We start from the raw sequence: 14,580 nt of genomic DNA on the forward strand, positions 1-14,580 counted from the left end.
TGCGCTCCGCATGCCGGCCTGCGCCGTCACACGTGCGGGTCATACTCCACCCTCGATCCTATGGCGGAGTCAAGGTCACCGTGGAGTCCAGCGAACTCGTCGTTCAAACGACCGACCTTGCGCACCAGCACCACGACGGCACGCACCACCCACGCAACGGCCCCGGCAAGGGCCACTGCGAGGAGCACGAACAGCAACACGGCGAGGGTCGACACGTAGCCGACCCTACTGTACGTCGTAGGCGGACAGGGCGGCCCGAGCTGCGGCCGTGACCTCGGCGGCGAGGTCCGCGGGCTCCACCACCCGGCCGGTCTCGCCCAGCCGCAGCGCCAGCCGTCGCACCCACTCGCGGTCACGCGCCCGCAGCCGCAGCCGCAGCCCGCCGCCGGGCAACTCGTCGGCGCTCTCGTGCGGGTAGTAGTCGGCCACCCAGCGGCCGGGCGGCGTCAGCTCGAATGTCACCAACTCGTCACTCGGCGACGGCTGGAACAGCCCGGCGTCGAGGTCGCGGGGGCGGGCCTGGCTGGGCACCTCGGCCGGCACGTCGAGCACCTTGACGTCGAGCACCCGGTCCAGGCGGAACAGCCGCACCGACTCCGCCCGGTGACACCATCCCTCCAGGTAGAGCCGGCCGTCGACGACGACGAGCCGCATGGGGTCGACGTCGCGCTCGGTGGCCTCGTCGCGGGCGGGCACCCAGTACGACAGGTGCAGCCGGTTCTTGCTGTCCAGCGCCGCACGGACCGTGCCGGCGACGTCGGCCACGGCGTCCGCGTCGACCTGTACCTGCACCGACGCGGCGCGCTGGGCGGCCTCGCCGGCGGCGTCCTCGAGCTTGGCGATGGCCCGCTCCACGGCTCCGCGCTCGAACGACCCGGGGACGGCGGCGAGCGTGCGCAGGGCGACGATCAGCGCCACCGCCTCGTCGGCGTGCAGCCGCAGCGGGCGGGCGAGGTAGTCGGCGTTGGAGATGCTGATGATGCCCTCGCCCTCGACCGCCTCCATGTCGACCTCGATGTAGTCGCCCATCTGCAAGCCGGGCAGCCCGGAGAACCAGAGGACCTGCAGGTCGCGGACGACCTGTCGTTCGCTGACGCCGAACAGCGCCGCCACCTCCGACACCCGGGCGCTGGGGTGTGAGCGCAGGTACGGCAGCATCGAGAGCAGCCGCGTCACCTGGGCCTGTGCGCTGTCGGGGCGGCGCGTAGGTGCCCGGCCGGCAGGTGCCTTGCGAGTGGTCGTCTTGCGGGCCGTCGCCTTGCGGCCGGTGCGCTTCGCGGGCGGGCGCTCGTCGGCGGCGCTCACGCCGGCACCGCCACGATGGCGCGCAGCCGTTCGACGACGGCGTCGCGCAGCTCCGTCGGCTCCAGCGCGACGACGTCGGCACCGTGGCTGACCAGCTCCTCGGCCAGCGCCTGGTTGCTCGTGTAGGGCACGGTCAGCTCATCCCATCCGGTCGTGACGTCGGACGAGACGAACGTAGCGCGCCGGCGCAGCCCGTGCCCGCTGCCGAACCGGGCCCGGATCTTCGCGTGCAGCACCGGCGAGCGCTCCGGCGGGGCCAGCGAGGCGGCCGCCTCCCGGACCGTCTCCGGCGCCGGGACCTCGTAGCTGCCGTCCGGGCCGTCGGGCCGGACCTCGTCGACGATGCGCGACATCCGGAACATCCGGGCGGCGCCACGGTCGGTGTCGAGGCCGACGACGTACCAGCGGCCATGCCAGGACAGCACGCTCCACGGCTGCAGGTGCCGCAGCATGGGCTCCGACGTCGAGCTCTTGCGGTGGCCGAAGACCACCGGGCGGCGGTCGCGCACGGCCTCCCAGAGCGGCCAGAACGCCGGCTCCTCTCCCCCGACCCGCGGCTCGACGGCGCCCAGCGACCGCGTGTCGGCCTCCACGCCCACCGCCTGCAGCTTCAGCACGGCGTTGCTGGACGCCTCGGACAGGTACGTGTGCTGCCAGACCCGGGCGGCCAGCCCGACGACGGCGGCCTCGTCCGGCTCCAGGCGGATCTCGGGCAGCTCGAACTCATGCCGCTGGATGCGGTACCCCGGCTCTTCGTCACCCAGCGGGTCGAACGAGCCGGTCTCGATGGGGATGCCGACCTCGCGCAGCTCCTCCTTGTCGCGCTCGAACATCCGCTCGAAGGCATCGTCGTTCTGGTCGCCGTAACCGCCGACAACCTCGCGAATCCGGCTCTTCGGAACATATCCGCGCGCAACGAGCAAACAGATGACGAGGTTCATCAAACGCTCACTCTTGGCCGCCTGCGACACGCCTACCCCCAATCCCCTGCCAGCGCGAGATTATCCGGTGGCTAGTCTCTGCGCGTGATCCGCTGGCGAAACGGTGTGGTGAAAACAGTAGACGGCTCGTGGCCGGGAGCCATGGAGCTGAGGGTGGATGTCGACGGCGAGATGCTGCGCGCCCTGGCGTACGTGGACCTAGTCGGACGGCCGCAGCCGGGCGACATCGTCGTCCTGAACACCACCGCGCTCGCGATGGGCCTCGGCACGGGGGGCTACGCACATGTGGTCGCCGTACCCAACCGGCTCCCTCCCGACCCCCCGGCGGGCCCTGGCCACCTGGTGAAGGCCAGGTACACCCCGCTGCAGGCCACCGTCCTGGGCGTGGACGAGCAGGACTCGGAGTGGCACGAGGAGCTGCGCGACGCCGACGACCTGGATGGCATGCCCGTCGTGATCGCCGACCTGCACTCGGCCCTCCCGGCGATCCTGGCAGGGCTGAGCACCGAGGCCGCGTTCCCGGCCGAGCTCCGGGTGGCGTACGTGATGACCGACGGCGGCGCGCTCCCGGTCTGGTTCAGCCGGACCGTGGCGGCACTCAAGGAGGCTGGCTGGCTGGCCGGCTCCGTCACCGTCGGACAGGCCTTCGGTGGCGATCTGGAGGCCGTGACGCTGCACACCGGCCTGTTGGCCGCCCGGCACGTCCTGGGCGCCGACATCGCCGTCGTGGCACAAGGGCCGGGCAACCTCGGCACCGGCACCCGCTGGGGCTTCTCGGGGGTCGCGTGCGGCGAGGCCGTGAACGCCGCCGTCGTCCTCGGCGGCCGGCCGGTGGCGTCGCTGCGGGTCAGCTCGGCCGATCCGCGGGCGCGCCACCACGGCGTGTCACATCACAGCCTCACCGCGTACGGCAAGGTCGCCCTGGCGCCCGCCGACGTCGTGGTGCCCGACCTGCCCGGCGAGTTCGGCGAGAAGGTCCGCGGCCAGGCCACCCGGTTGGGGTCGCGACACAACGTCGTCACGGTGCCGGTCGACGGGCTGGCCGCGGCGCTCGCGGAGGTGCCGGTGCGCCTGTCGACCATGGGCCGCGGCCTGGACGACGACACCGCCTATTTCCTCGCCGCTGCCGCCGCAGGCCGTCACGCCGCCGCCTTGCTCCACCACGACGGCTGACCTCCGCACCGCCATCGCCCGGCTCAAATGATCACGTTCAGCACGAAATCTCGTGCTGAACCACCCTTGTGAGCATGGTGTGGCGCGCAGAATGCTCGTGGTGGCCCCGTCCACCGCGGCCGGCCGCCCGCAGTGGCAGGACGGGTGCGTGGCGCGTGTGGGGAGTGTGACCTACGAGGCGTGCGACCGCCGTGCCTCCGGGGGCTGTCATCCGCCCGCAGCGTTGCCGCAATGATCATCAACGATCTGTGACATCACCAGGCGTTCTCGCGCCACACCAGGCTTACGAGCATGGTGAAGCACACAGCATCCTGGCGATGTCAGCGATCGTTGATGATCCAGCATGCGTCCCGGGCGCGTCGATCCTGGGCGTCGTGCCCCTTTCCTCGGCCGAGACGGGACACAACGGCCATGATCAACGAGGTAGACCGGCGGCGGCTACTTCACGGCGAGGAGGTCGATCACGAAGATCAGGGTCTTGCCGGACAGGCGGTGGCCGCCGCCGGCCGGGCCGTAGGCCTGGTCCGGCGGAACGACCAGCTGCCGGCGCCCACCGACCTTCATTCCGGGGATGCCGTCCTGCCAGCCCTTGATCAGCCCACGCAGCGGGAACTCGATGGGCGCGCCGCGGTTCCACGACGCGTCGAACTCCTCGCCGGACTCGAACTCCACGCCGACGTAGTGCACCAGGACCGTGGCGCCGGGCGCCGCCTCGGCGCCGTCGCCCACGGTGAGGTCGTCGATCTGCAGCGTGGTGGGTGCCTCGCCGCCGACGAAGTCGATCTCAGGTCGCTCCATCAGAACGTCCCGATGATGTCGATGACCAGCACGAGCGGCGTGCCCTCGGTGCCCTCCGCGGTCGGGTTGTCCGCAGCGGAGATGCGGCTGATGACCCGCGTGCCCACGGCCTGTCCGGTGATCGCCTCGGCGAGCCCAGGGATGCCGGCCAGCTGGTCAGGGGCGAGCACGATGGGTGCCTGGCCCTCGTCCCAGGTGCTGATGGCGTCCGCGCCGTCCGGGTAGGACGCCTGCACCATGTTGACGACGATGTTCTCGCTGAGCTCCTCCCCGTCGCCGGTGACGAGGAGGGTGGTGTCCGACGCCTCGGGCGGGGTGGCGGCGCTGAAGTCGACGGTGGGCGCCGCGCCCTCCTCGCCGTCGGTCACGACCGGCATGCCCTCGGGCAGGTCGGCGACCGGCTCGCCGGACGCGGCGGCAGTCGGTTCGATCGAGTCGATGATGTCGACGACGAAGACCAGCGTGTCGTTCTGCAGGTCGTGGCCATCGGACGTGCCGTAACCCTGATCCGGCGGGATGGACAGCAGGACGCGCGAGCCGACGGCCTGGCCGGCCAGGCCGTCCTTCCAGCCCGGGATGACCTGGTTGAGCGAGAAGCCTGCCGCCATGCCGCGGTCGTAGGAGTTGTCGAAGATGTACGGCTCGGCGTCGGCCGGGGCTTCGGTCTCGCTCGGCGTCTCGGTGGCGCTCGGGTCGGTCGCGCCGCCGGCCGAGCCCTCGGTCGCCGCCGGGTCCTCCGTCGCCGCCGGGTCCTCCGTGGCGGCCGGGTCCTCCGCGGCCGAGCGCGGCTCCCAGGTCTGGCCCAGGTAATCGGCCACGACGACGTCGTTCTCGCCGACCTCCGGACCGTCGCCCTCGGAGAGCACCTGGACTTGCAGCTCCGCCGGCGGGTCCTCCTCCGGGATGGTCAGCGTGGGCTTCTCGCCAGCCTCACCGGCCACCTCAATGCCCATGTCGGTCGTGGTGACGGGGCCGTCGGATTCGCCGCCGTCACCGGAGTCGTCGGAGCCGCAGGCCGTCAGTGCCAGGGCGGACGACACGAACAATGCGGCCAGAGCCTGCTTTGTGCGCACGGTGAACAAGTCCTTCATCTCTTCGCGGGCTGGGGTCTTCGGTTGGAAACGGCAACCTTATGCACGGCACCTGAGAACTACCTGAACGGGTCGCGGCTGGCAGCTTACGCCTACATCCCCTCGATCAGCCGAGCCACCCGCTCGTCGACGGACCGGAACGGGTCCTTGCACAGAACTGTCCGCTGGGCCTGGTCGTTGAGCTTGAGGTGCACCCAGTCGACGGTGAAGTCGCGCCGGCGTTCTTGTGCTCGCTTGATGAACTCGCCACGCAGCTTCGCCCGGGTGGTCTGCGGCGGCACCGACTTGGCCTCGAAGATCTCCACGTCGCGGGCCACCCGGGACACCTGCCCGCGCCGCTCCAGCAGGTAGTAGAGGCCGCGGCCGCGGTGGATGTCGTGGTAGGCGAGGTCGAGCTGCGCCACACGCGGGTGGGTCAGCGTCATGTTGTGCTTCGCGCGGTACCGCTCGATCAGCCGGTACTTGGTGACCCAGTCGATCTCGCCCTCGACCAGCGCGAGGTCGGCGGAGTCGATGGCCTTGATGGTGCGCTCCCACAGCTCCAGGACCCGGCGGATGGCCGGCGTGGCGATCTCGCGCCGCTCCACGAAGTCACGTGCCTTCGTGAAGTACTCCTCCTGGATCTCCAGCGCCGACGCCTCGCGGCCACCGGCCAGGCGCACCTTGCGTCGTCCGGTGAGGTCGTGGCTGATCTCGCGGATAGCGCGGATCGGGTTCTCCAGCGTGAGGTCGCGCAGCCCGACGCCCGCCTCGATCATGCGCAGCACGAGGTCGGTGGAGCCCACCTTGAGCAGCGTGCTGCACTCGTTCATGTTGGAGTCGCCGACGATGACGTGCAGGCGCCGGTAGCGCTCGGCGTCGGCGTGTGGCTCGTCGCGGGTGTTGATGATGGGCCGGCTGCGGGTGGTGGCGCTGGAGACGCCCTCCCAGATGTGCTCGGCCCGCTGGCTGACGGCGAACACCGCGCCCCGCGGGGTCTGCAGCACCTTGCCGGCACCGCAGATGATCTGCCGGGTGACCAGGAACGGGATGAGCACGTCGGCCAGCCGGGAGAACTCGCCGTGCCGGCCGACCAGGTAGTTCTCGTGGCAGCCGTAGGAGTTGCCGGCGGAGTCGGTGTTGTTCTTGAACAGGTAGACGTCGCCGGCGATGCCTTCCTCGGCCAGTCGCTTCTCGGCGTCGACCAGCAGGCCCTCCAGGACCCGCTCGCCGGCCTTGTCGTGCGTCACCAGGTCGGTGATGGAGTCGCACTCGGGCGTGGCGTATTCGGGGTGGCTGCCCACGTCGAGGTAGAGACGGGCGCCGTTGGACAGGAACACGTTGCTGCTGCGGCCCCACGTGACGACCCGGCGGAACAGGTAGCGCGCCACCTCGTCCGGCGACAGGCGCCGCTGTCCGCGGAACGTGCACGTGACACCGTACTCGTTCTCGAGCCCGAAGATGCGGCGATCCATGCTGTCGACCTTAGTCGCCCGTGCCGTCGGAACCCGCCTCCGAAGCACCTCGGTCCAGCAACGAATCGAGCATCGGCTGCGTGATGCGCCGGAACGTGCGCCGCGGCCGCTCCCGGTCGAGCACGGCCACCTCCAGCGAAGCCGTCGCCAGCTGGCGCGGCTCGTCGGTGTCGCGGCCCAGCGCGTCGACGGCCAGTCGCAGCGACCCGTCCAGCGACGCGCCCGAGGTGAAGTGCTCGCTGACATACCGGCCGACCTGCTCGGCGGCGCCGCCCATGACCGAGAAGCCACTGTCGGCGGCGACGGAGCCGTCGTAGGTGATGCGGTAGATCTGGTCCTCGTCGAGCGTCTGCCCGACCTCGGCGACCACCAGCTCGACCTCGTACGGCTTGGGGTCCTGGGTGAAGATGGTGCCCAGGGTCTGTGCGTAGACGTTGGCCAGGGCCCGGCCGGACACGTCCACCCGGTCGAAGGAGTATCCGCGCAGGTCGGCCAAGCGCACGCCGGCCTGGCGGAGGTTCTCGAACTCGTTGTACTTGCCGACGGCGGCGAAGGCGATCCGGTCGTAGATCTCGCTGATCTTGTGCAGCGACGGCGACGGGCTCTCGGCGGCGAACAGGATCCCGCCCGCGTACTGGATGACGATGACCGACCGGCCGCGAGCGATGCCCTTGCGGGCGTAGTCGGCCCGGTCCTTCATGATCTGCTCGGGCGAGACGTAACCGAACTGCATCGACACCGATGGTCCTCTCGACGGACGTTGTTCTCAGGAGTGCTGGATGGGCCGGCCCGTCACCGCAACGGGGCGACCGGGCCGTCGGGACGGGTGTTGCGCGAGCTCACGACCGACTCGACGATCTCGGCCACCGCGGCCTCGTCGCGCTTGCGGAAGCCGTCGCCGTCGACCACGGCCACGATCGGGTAGATGTGACGCTGCAGGTCGGGGCCGCCGGTGGCGGAGTCGTCGTCGGCGGCGTCGTAGAGCGCCTGGATGGTGACCGCGATGGCGTCGTCGACAGTGAGGTCGTCGCGGTAGAGCTTCTTCAGCGCGCCGCGGGCGAAGTACGAGCCGGAGCCGACCGAGTAGAACTGGTGCTCCTCGTACCGGCCGCCGGTGGCGTCGTAGGAGAAGATGCGGCCGCCCTCAAAGCCGCGGTCGAAGCCGGCGAACAGCGGCACCACGACGAAGCCCTGCATGGCCAGGCCCAGGTTGCCACGGATCATGTGCGACAGCCGGTTCGCCTTGCCCTCCAGGGACAGGACGGTGCCCTCGATCTTCTCGTAGTGCTCCAGCTCCAGCTGGAACAGCCGCACGATCTCCGTTGCGATGCCGGCACTGCCGGCGATGCCCACGGCCGAGTACTCGTCAGCCTGGAAGACCTTCTCGATGTCACGCTGGGCGATGACGTTGCCGCTGGTGGCGCGCCGGTCGCCGGACATGACGACGCCGCCGGTGAACGTCGTGGCCACGATGGTGGTGCCGTGCGGCGCCAGGCCGCCCGGATCGGCGCCCGCCGGCAGGCGGTTCCCGGGCAGCAGCTCGGGCGAGTACTGCCGGAGGAACTCCGTGAACGACGACGTCCCCGGGTTCAGGAACGCCGCCGGCAGGCTGCCGATGCGGGACACGTCCACTTACTCTCCACCCTTCTGCACGAACGACCGGACGAAGTCCTCGGCGTTCTCCTCCAGCACCTCGTCGATCTCGTCGAGGATGGTGTCGACGTCGTCGTCGAGCTTGTCCTGCCGCTCCTTGAGCTCCTCGCTCGCCTCGGTCGTCTCGGTGTCCTCGACGTCCTCGTTCTTCCGCGGCTGCTTGTGGCCGCCGGTTGTCTCACGCGCCATCGCCAACCTCCACCTCGGTCGCCTACACACGACCCTATCCAGGAGTGGTGACATCATGCCGCCCCCGGGCCGGGTCCGGTCGAGCGGGATCGCGGTGTTACGCCGACAGCGAAGCGCCCGCCGGCCGCGGCGGTGCCGCCGTGGACCCGCCGTCAGCGCGACGTCAGCGCGCTGACCAGGTCGACCGCGGTGTCGCAGCGGTCGAGCAGGTCACCCACGTGGGCACGGGTGCCGCGGTTGGGGTCCAGCGTCGGCACGCGCTGCAGCGCCTCGCGTCCGGGCAGGTCGAAGATGACGGAGTCCCAGGACGCCGCCGCGATGGACTCGGCGTACTTGTCCAGGCAACGGCCGCGGAAGTACGCGCGGGTGTCTTCCGGCGGCTGGTGCACGGCGTCGTCGATGTCCCGGTCGGTGACCAGCCGGCGCATCCGGCCGTTGGCGACCAGCCGCCGGTACAGACCGCGTTCGGGCCGGATGTCGGCGTACTGCAGGTCGACGAGGTGCAGCTTCGGGTGCGACCAGTCCATGCCGTCGCGCTCGCGGTAGGACTCCAACAGCGCCAGCTTGGCCACCCAGTCCAACTGGTCCGAGAGCGACATCGGCTCGGTGGCCAGGGCCTGCAGCGTGGCCTCCCAGCGCGCCAGCACGTCGGCGGTGACCGGGTCGACGTCGGAGCCGTAGCGGTCCTCGACGAACTTGCGGGCCTGTTCGGCGTACTCGGTCTGCAGCTGGACGGCGGTGATACGGCGCCCATCGGCGAGCTCGACCACGTGCCGCAGCGATGGATCGTGCGAGATCTCGTGCAGCGCGCCGACGGGTCGCGAGACCGAGAGGTCGCCGCCGAGGAAGCCCTCCTCGATCATGGCCAGCACCAGCGCCGTCGTGCCGAGCTTGAGGTAGGTGGAGATCTCGGACAGGTTGGCGTCGCCGATGATGACGTGCAGCCGCCGGTACCGCTCAGGGTCGGCGTGCGGCTCGTCGCGGGTGTTGATGATCGGCCGCTTCAGCGTGGTCTCGAGGCCCACCTCGACCTCGAAGTAGTCCGCACGCTGGGAGATCTGGAAGCCGTCGCCGCTGCCGTCCTGACCGATGCCGACCCGCCCGGCGCCGCAGACCACCTGCCGTGAGATGAAGAACGGGATGAGGTGGCGGACGATGTCGGCGAACGGCGTCGCCCGGTTCATCAGGTAGTTCTCGTGGCAGCCGTAGGAGGCGCCCTTGTTGTCGACGTTGTTCTTGTACAGCTGAATCGGCTGCGCCCCGGGCAGCCGGCCGGCCCAGCTGGCGGCGACGCCCATGATGGCCTCGCCGGCCTTGTCCCAGACGACGGCGTCGCGCGGCGAGGTGACCTCGGGCGAGGAGTACTCCGGATGGGCGTGGTCGACGTAGAGCCGGGCGCCGTTGGTGAGGATGAGGTTGGCCAGCCCGATCTCCTCGTCGGTCAGCTGGCTGGGGTCGGCGCCGCCGCGGGACAGCTCGAAGCCCCGCGCGTCGCGCAGAGGATTCTCCTCCTCGAAGTCCCACCGGGCCCGCCGGGCGTGCGCGCGCTGCGCGGCGTAGCCGTTGACCACCTGTGACGAAGCCAGCATGGAGTTGGCCGCCGGGTTGCTCGGCACCGAGATGCCGTACTCGGTCTCGATTCCCATGATGCGCCGGGCACTCATGCACCGAGCCTACGGCAGCACCTGCGACGCACCACGCCACAACTGTGCCAAACAGACCGCATGAGCGACCTGGACGACCGCCGCCCCGCGACCATCCGGGCGCCGCGTGCGTGCGGGCGTGCCGGTCGGCCCGCTCCACCAGTTTCGTTGATCATGTAGTCGGTCATGATCCGCCGGTGTCGGAACCCGCCAACTCCGTGATCGACGGGCGAAGGCTCAGCGCGGCCAACAGGTCAGTACACCGCGCCCAGCGGCGCCGGCTCCGGGTACTCCACGCCCAGGGCCACGAGGGCCTCGTCGAGGATCGCGGCGATCTCCACGGTGTCCGACAGCGGCATCTCCGGGCACTCGGTGCGGCCCTCTCGGACCGCCTGCGCCACCGCGCGCAGCATCGGGACGTAGCCGCGGCCCTCGCGTTCCAGCGTGAACTCCTCGGGAACCTGGACCCCGCGCTCGGGCGTGTCGACGTGCCGGAGCACGGACGCGTTGTGGAAGCGCGGCGGGACCTCCAGCCGGCCCTGGGTGCCCAGAACCAGAGCCGACCCGGGCACCGGCGACAGTAGCGACGCCTCCAGGTGCGCGCGCACCCCGCCCGGCCAGCGCAGCAGCATCCCGGCCTCGGCGTCGACACCCTGCTCGTTGAGGGACCCGGCGATGGCCATGCTCTCGGGCCGGCCGAGCAGCATCTGCGCGAACGCGACCGGATAGATGCCGACGTCGAGCAGGACGCCTCCGCCCTGCACCGGGTCCCACAGCCGGTGGGCACGGTCCGACGGCGCCACGAACCCCAGGTCGGCGGTGACCGCGCGGACCTCGCCGATGACCCCGTCGGCCACCAGCTGCCTCAGCCGCACGATGAGGGGATTGAACCGCGTCCACATCGCTTCCATGCAGAACACGCCGCGCTCACGGGCGAGACCGACCAGGCGGGTGGTCTCTGCCAGCGATGTGGTGAACGCCTTCTCGCACAGCACGGCCTTGCCGGCCTCGAGCGCCAGCTCGACGACGGGCGGGTGCTGGGCGTGTGGGGTGGCGACGTAGACGACGTCGACGGCGGGGTCGTCGACAAGGGCGCGGACGTCGTCGTAGGCACGGTCGATGCCGTACTCGCCCGCGAAGGCCTCGGCGCGGTCCAGCAGCCGGGAGCTGACCGCGGCCAGCCGGCAGTTCTCGAGCAGCCGGAGGTCGCCGGCGACGTTGTGGGCGATGGCCCCGGTGGCGACGACGCCCCACCCGATCACGCGTTCGGAGGTCACCCGCCGAACCTACCGCCCGCCCGTGATCATCAACGATCACGGGTGTCATAGGCCCGGCAATCGTTGATGATCATGGGGTGAGGTCTCGTATGATCGTCCGCGATGAGGACGTCGCTGCGCTGGGCCATTGCCACCGGGACGATGGCCGCCGCGGGTGTCGGCGCCATCGCCGCGGCCGGCGGCTTCGGTGCCGCCGCTCCCCCGCCAGTCCAGACGGCCGCCGCAGGCGAGCCCGTCGACGTCGGCCCGGCCGATCTGGCGGTGCGGGCCTGGACCGTCCGCGACGACGTCGCCACCCGGGCGCTGGAAGGCATCGACGGCGCCCAAGCCTGGCTGGTGCTCGCCGCCGAGGTCACCGCGGCCACCGAGCTGACGACGAGGTTCCCGGCCGAGGCGCTCGCGCTGCCCGCCGACCTGGGCCTGGACGAGCCGGAGCAGGTCGTCCTGCTCCCGGACCTGCTGTCCGGCCCGGACCTGCAGCCCGGACTGCCGAGCCAGGTCCTGCTCCTGTGGCCGCTGCCCGCCGACGAGCTGCCCGCCGACGACACCAGTGACGAGCTCTCGCTCGACTACATCCGGCTGCGGCTGGACGACAGCACCATCGACGCCAGCCAGGTCTGGCGGGCCGACGGTGTCGCGGCCACCGCCGCCGTGCCCCGCGACGACGCCGTCGGCGACGAGTTGGTCGAGGACTGGTGATGGCGCGGCACGCCCGGCGCCGCCGGCCCTCCACGATCGGCCTGGTCGCGATGACCCTGCTCGCCGTCGCGGCCGGCGCGCTGGCCTCCGAGGCCGAGTCCCGCTGGCCGGTGAACGGGCCGTTCGTCCGCGCCGGCGCGGTGGGCACGGCGCTCGACGTCGAGCCGGTCCGGGTCACGGTGCACGGCGTCCGCGCCGCGACGGTGCTCTCAGACGGCCTCGACGACCTGGACTCCGCCGGTATCTGGATCGCCGTCGACGTGTCGGCCGCCGCCCTCACCGAGCCGGCCACCATCGCGGAGATGGCGCTGCGCGCGGCGGACGGCCGGGAGTTCCGGCAGACCGACCGCGCGCCCAACCCGATGGTCGGCGGCGAGTTCGACCCGCTGATCACCGAGCGCGGCGAGGTGGTCTTCGAGGTGCCCGGCGACGTGGTCGGCGAGGTCGTCCTCGTGATCAGTCCGGACGCGCCGCGCCGTACCGTACCTCGGGCGGCGGCCGAGGTCCCGCTGACGGTCGAGGCGCCTGGCCCGGACCCGCTGGTGCCACGTGCCCGCGAGCTGGCGACGGAGGACCCATGAGCCATGGCTGGTGGCGGCGCAACCGGCTGGCCCTTCCCGCCATGGTGCTCGCCCTCGGGGCGCTGGCCTGGCCGGCGTCGGAGCCCGCCCGCGAGCAGTGGTGGCCGAACGGCGAGCACGTCGTCCACTCCCCCGGCGCCGACGGCTGGGCCGCCGTCGACGGCATCGAGCTGCGGCTGGCCGAATTCGGCCCGGCTGAGGCACCCGGCCCCGACGACCCCCTTCCGGCTGGGCACACCGTCTGGCGGGCGGAGATCGAGGGAACGCCCGCGACGCAGAGCGTGGACTGCGACACCGAACTGGAGGACACCGAGGGATCCAGATACGGCGACGACAGCCGACATCTGCCGTTGTTCGACGACGACACCTTCGGCCTCACCTGCGGCGGACCCGAGCCGGGCGGCGTCGTCTACTTCATGCTGCCAGACGATCGCGAGCCGTCCGCGGTTCGGGTGCGGTCGATCGGCACGCTGCCGGACTACTGGCTGCTGCCCACCGGCTGACCGGCGGACCGGACCTTTGCGGGGGCATCGCCCGGGCTGGCCCGCCCGCCCGAGCCAGACGGTACCGCCGCGACCACCGTCAGCCGCCCCACCAGCGCGTCGGCCGCCGCGGCCAGCAGGGCCGCCGACAGCACCTGGACGACGATGGTCGTCACCATGTCCACCGGTCGGGCGAGGGCCAGCCAGTCGATGACCGGGGCCGGGCCGACGGCGAGCCGGGCGGCACCCCAGACGAGGTACCCGGCCTGACCCACCGCGACGTAGGCCAGGCAGAACAACAGGGCCGAGTTCCACCCGGACCGCCAGATCATGGCCACGCCACCGATCAGCGGACCGAACCGCCGCTCGGAGTCGAGGCTCGCCTGCCAGGCGCGTTCGACCGTGCGGTCGCCCACCCGCGCCGACACCCGTCCGACCAGCCGTGACGTCCGCGACGTGCCGTCACCGGACACCGACACGACGGCCGCGGGTTGGGTGCCGTACACGACGGTGCCGAACGCCAGCCACGAGATGGGCACGACGAGGCCGACGAAGAGTCCGGCGACCAACAGGTCCGCGACCGGTCCGGCCACGTTCGACAGCGAGTCCAGCAGCTGGAGATCCTCGGTGAGGCCCGTCCACCAGTCGTCGACCCGGTGGGCCACCACCCGGCCGGCCAGCCAGTCCCGGCCGGTCGACGTGGCCAGCGCGATCACGAAGACGCCGAGGACGATCCACACCACGTCGCAGTACCCGCCGAGCACCTGCAGCACGCCGCGGCGCAGCGACGTGGGCTCGTGCCGGCGGGCCAGCCGGCCGGTCAGCGAGCGCACCGCCAGGGCGCCGAGCGCGGTGCCGAGCACCACCGCGGACGCCGCCTGCGGCACCCGGGAGCCCACCTCCACACCGCTGCTCACCAGTTCGACGGCGTCGTGGGCGGACTCGTGGTAATACTGCCGCTGGTCCTGCTCGAGAGTCCCGTAGTGCTCGTAGACGACGAGGAACGGCACGATCATGCTGCCCAGGACGGCAAAGACGGTGCGCACCCGCCGCGACGCCGCCACCGTCGACGGACGCATGACCAGCAGCATCGCGACGATGACCAGCATGGCGCCGAGCGGCACCAGCGCCAGCACGAGCAGCCCCAGCACCGCGGAATGCCGGCCGGCCCACACCGCGGCGTCGAGGATGAGCTCGCGCGCGACCAGGCCGGCCGCGGCCAGGGCCACCAGCGCGGGCCAGCGACGGCGGAGGCGCCGCCATGCGTCGAGCAGGACGGCGCCTCTCACCGCGA

General features: G+C 71.5%; 16 protein-coding genes. 4 read left to right on the forward strand and 12 right to left on the reverse strand.

Annotated features, from left to right (window positions below; translation table 11 throughout):
• Positions 1–26: 26 nt before the first annotated feature.
• The 3 genes from E1269_RS14375 to E1269_RS32900 are packed head-to-tail and all read right to left on the reverse strand — an operon-like array spanning position 27 to position 2,246.
• Complete coding sequence (locus E1269_RS14375) at positions 27–215, reverse strand: hypothetical protein (RefSeq protein WP_131895602.1); 189 nt, start codon at positions 213–215, stop codon at positions 27–29.
• A gap of 10 nt (positions 216–225) precedes the next feature.
• Entirely contained in the window at positions 226–1,305 is a 1,080-nt protein-coding gene (locus E1269_RS32895; RefSeq protein ID WP_239000895.1) for a helix-turn-helix transcriptional regulator, read from the reverse strand.
• The gene (locus tag E1269_RS32900; protein ID WP_203433569.1) at positions 1,302–2,246 is read right to left on the reverse strand and encodes a helix-turn-helix transcriptional regulator; all 945 of its coding nucleotides are present in this window, start codon (positions 2,244–2,246) and stop codon (positions 1,302–1,304) included. Before E1269_RS32900 ends, E1269_RS32895 begins: the two co-directional genes overlap by 4 nt.
• Before the next feature lie 141 nt (positions 2,247–2,387).
• Between E1269_RS32900 and E1269_RS14385 the strand changes: the two genes are divergently transcribed.
• Complete coding sequence (locus E1269_RS14385) at positions 2,388–3,419, forward strand: DUF3866 family protein (protein ID WP_131895604.1); 1,032 nt, start codon at positions 2,388–2,390, stop codon at positions 3,417–3,419.
• A gap of 438 nt (positions 3,420–3,857) precedes the next feature.
• Here E1269_RS14385 and E1269_RS14390 read toward each other — a convergent pair whose 3' ends face one another.
• From E1269_RS14390 to E1269_RS14425, 8 genes are all read right to left on the reverse strand, one after another.
• On the reverse strand, positions 3,858–4,217 hold the full coding sequence (locus E1269_RS14390; protein WP_131895606.1) for an FKBP-type peptidyl-prolyl cis-trans isomerase: 360 nt from the start codon (positions 4,215–4,217) through the stop codon (positions 3,858–3,860).
• Positions 4,217–5,290: an FKBP-type peptidyl-prolyl cis-trans isomerase gene (locus E1269_RS14395; protein WP_131895608.1), complete on the reverse strand. Its 1,074-nt coding sequence runs from the start codon at positions 5,288–5,290 to the stop codon at positions 4,217–4,219. Before E1269_RS14395 ends, E1269_RS14390 begins: the two co-directional genes overlap by 1 nt.
• 110 nt (positions 5,291–5,400) lie before the next feature.
• Entirely contained in the window at positions 5,401–6,762 is a 1,362-nt protein-coding gene (pafA, locus tag E1269_RS14400) for a Pup--protein ligase (RefSeq protein ID WP_131895610.1), read from the reverse strand.
• Between the two features lie 10 nt (positions 6,763–6,772).
• Positions 6,773–7,495 (reverse strand): proteasome subunit alpha, encoded by a 723-nt coding sequence (prcA, locus tag E1269_RS14405; protein WP_239000896.1) that lies wholly within the window; start codon positions 7,493–7,495, stop codon positions 6,773–6,775.
• Between the two features lie 59 nt (positions 7,496–7,554).
• Positions 7,555–8,394: a proteasome subunit beta gene (gene prcB, locus E1269_RS14410; RefSeq protein ID WP_131895614.1), complete on the reverse strand. Its 840-nt coding sequence runs from the start codon at positions 8,392–8,394 to the stop codon at positions 7,555–7,557.
• Complete coding sequence (locus E1269_RS14415; protein ID WP_131895616.1) at positions 8,395–8,604, reverse strand: ubiquitin-like protein Pup; 210 nt, start codon at positions 8,602–8,604, stop codon at positions 8,395–8,397. It abuts the gene before it with no gap.
• A gap of 152 nt (positions 8,605–8,756) precedes the next feature.
• Positions 8,757–10,268 carry a depupylase/deamidase Dop gene (gene dop, locus E1269_RS14420; RefSeq protein WP_131895618.1) on the reverse strand — a complete coding sequence of 504 codons (1,512 nt, stop codon included), beginning with the start codon at positions 10,266–10,268 and terminating at the stop codon, positions 8,757–8,759.
• 233 nt (positions 10,269–10,501) lie between these two features.
• Positions 10,502–11,524, reverse strand: a complete 1,023-nt coding sequence (locus E1269_RS14425) for a Gfo/Idh/MocA family protein (protein WP_131895620.1) — start codon at positions 11,522–11,524, stop codon at positions 10,502–10,504.
• Positions 11,525–11,626: 102 nt separating this feature from the next.
• Between E1269_RS14425 and E1269_RS14430 the strand changes: the two genes are divergently transcribed.
• From E1269_RS14430 to E1269_RS14440, 3 genes are read left to right on the forward strand one after another with little or no spacing between them, the layout of a single operon-like run.
• Positions 11,627–12,223, forward strand: coding sequence for a hypothetical protein (locus E1269_RS14430; protein ID WP_131895622.1), 597 nt, complete (start codon positions 11,627–11,629; stop codon positions 12,221–12,223).
• The gene (locus tag E1269_RS14435) at positions 12,223–12,804 is read left to right on the forward strand and encodes a DUF4352 domain-containing protein (protein WP_131895624.1); all 582 of its coding nucleotides are present in this window, start codon (positions 12,223–12,225) and stop codon (positions 12,802–12,804) included. The genes E1269_RS14430 and E1269_RS14435 overlap by 1 nt, the downstream gene beginning before the upstream one ends.
• Positions 12,801–13,307 (forward strand): hypothetical protein, encoded by a 507-nt coding sequence (locus E1269_RS14440; protein WP_131895626.1) that lies wholly within the window; start codon positions 12,801–12,803, stop codon positions 13,305–13,307. Before E1269_RS14435 ends, E1269_RS14440 begins: the two co-directional genes overlap by 4 nt.
• Here E1269_RS14440 and E1269_RS14445 read toward each other — a convergent pair.
• The gene (locus E1269_RS14445) at positions 13,283–14,575 is read right to left on the reverse strand and encodes a hypothetical protein (RefSeq protein ID WP_131895628.1); all 1,293 of its coding nucleotides are present in this window, start codon (positions 14,573–14,575) and stop codon (positions 13,283–13,285) included. The genes E1269_RS14440 and E1269_RS14445 overlap by 25 nt on opposite strands.
• Between the last annotated feature and the right edge of the window lie 5 nt (positions 14,576–14,580).

It is taken from the genome of Jiangella asiatica, assembly GCF_004349065.1.
In the GTDB taxonomy this organism is placed as follows: Bacteria; Actinomycetota; Actinomycetes; order Jiangellales; family Jiangellaceae; genus Jiangella; species Jiangella asiatica.

Bases quoted from the DNA above. Each gene is read 5' to 3' on its own strand.
- E1269_RS14385 (WP_131895604.1), top strand. From the start codon at position 2,388: ATGGAGCTGAGGGTGGATGTCGACGGCGAGATGCTGCGCGCCCTGGCG.
- E1269_RS14390 (WP_131895606.1), bottom strand. From the start codon at position 4,217: ATGGAGCGACCTGAGATCGACTTCGTCGGCGGCGAGGCACCCACCACG.
- E1269_RS14415 (WP_131895616.1), bottom strand. From the start codon at position 8,604: ATGGCGCGTGAGACAACCGGCGGCCACAAGCAGCCGCGGAAGAACGAG.
- E1269_RS14440 (WP_131895626.1), top strand. From the start codon at position 12,801: ATGAGCCATGGCTGGTGGCGGCGCAACCGGCTGGCCCTTCCCGCCATG.
- E1269_RS14430 (WP_131895622.1), top strand. From the start codon at position 11,627: ATGAGGACGTCGCTGCGCTGGGCCATTGCCACCGGGACGATGGCCGCC.
- E1269_RS14435 (WP_131895624.1), top strand. From the start codon at position 12,223: ATGGCGCGGCACGCCCGGCGCCGCCGGCCCTCCACGATCGGCCTGGTC.
- prcA (WP_239000896.1), bottom strand. From the start codon at position 7,495: ATGCAGTTCGGTTACGTCTCGCCCGAGCAGATCATGAAGGACCGGGCC.
- E1269_RS32900 (WP_203433569.1), bottom strand. From the start codon at position 2,246: ATGAACCTCGTCATCTGTTTGCTCGTTGCGCGCGGATATGTTCCGAAG.
- pafA (WP_131895610.1), bottom strand. From the start codon at position 6,762: ATGGATCGCCGCATCTTCGGGCTCGAGAACGAGTACGGTGTCACGTGC.
- dop (WP_131895618.1), bottom strand. From the start codon at position 10,268: ATGAGTGCCCGGCGCATCATGGGAATCGAGACCGAGTACGGCATCTCG.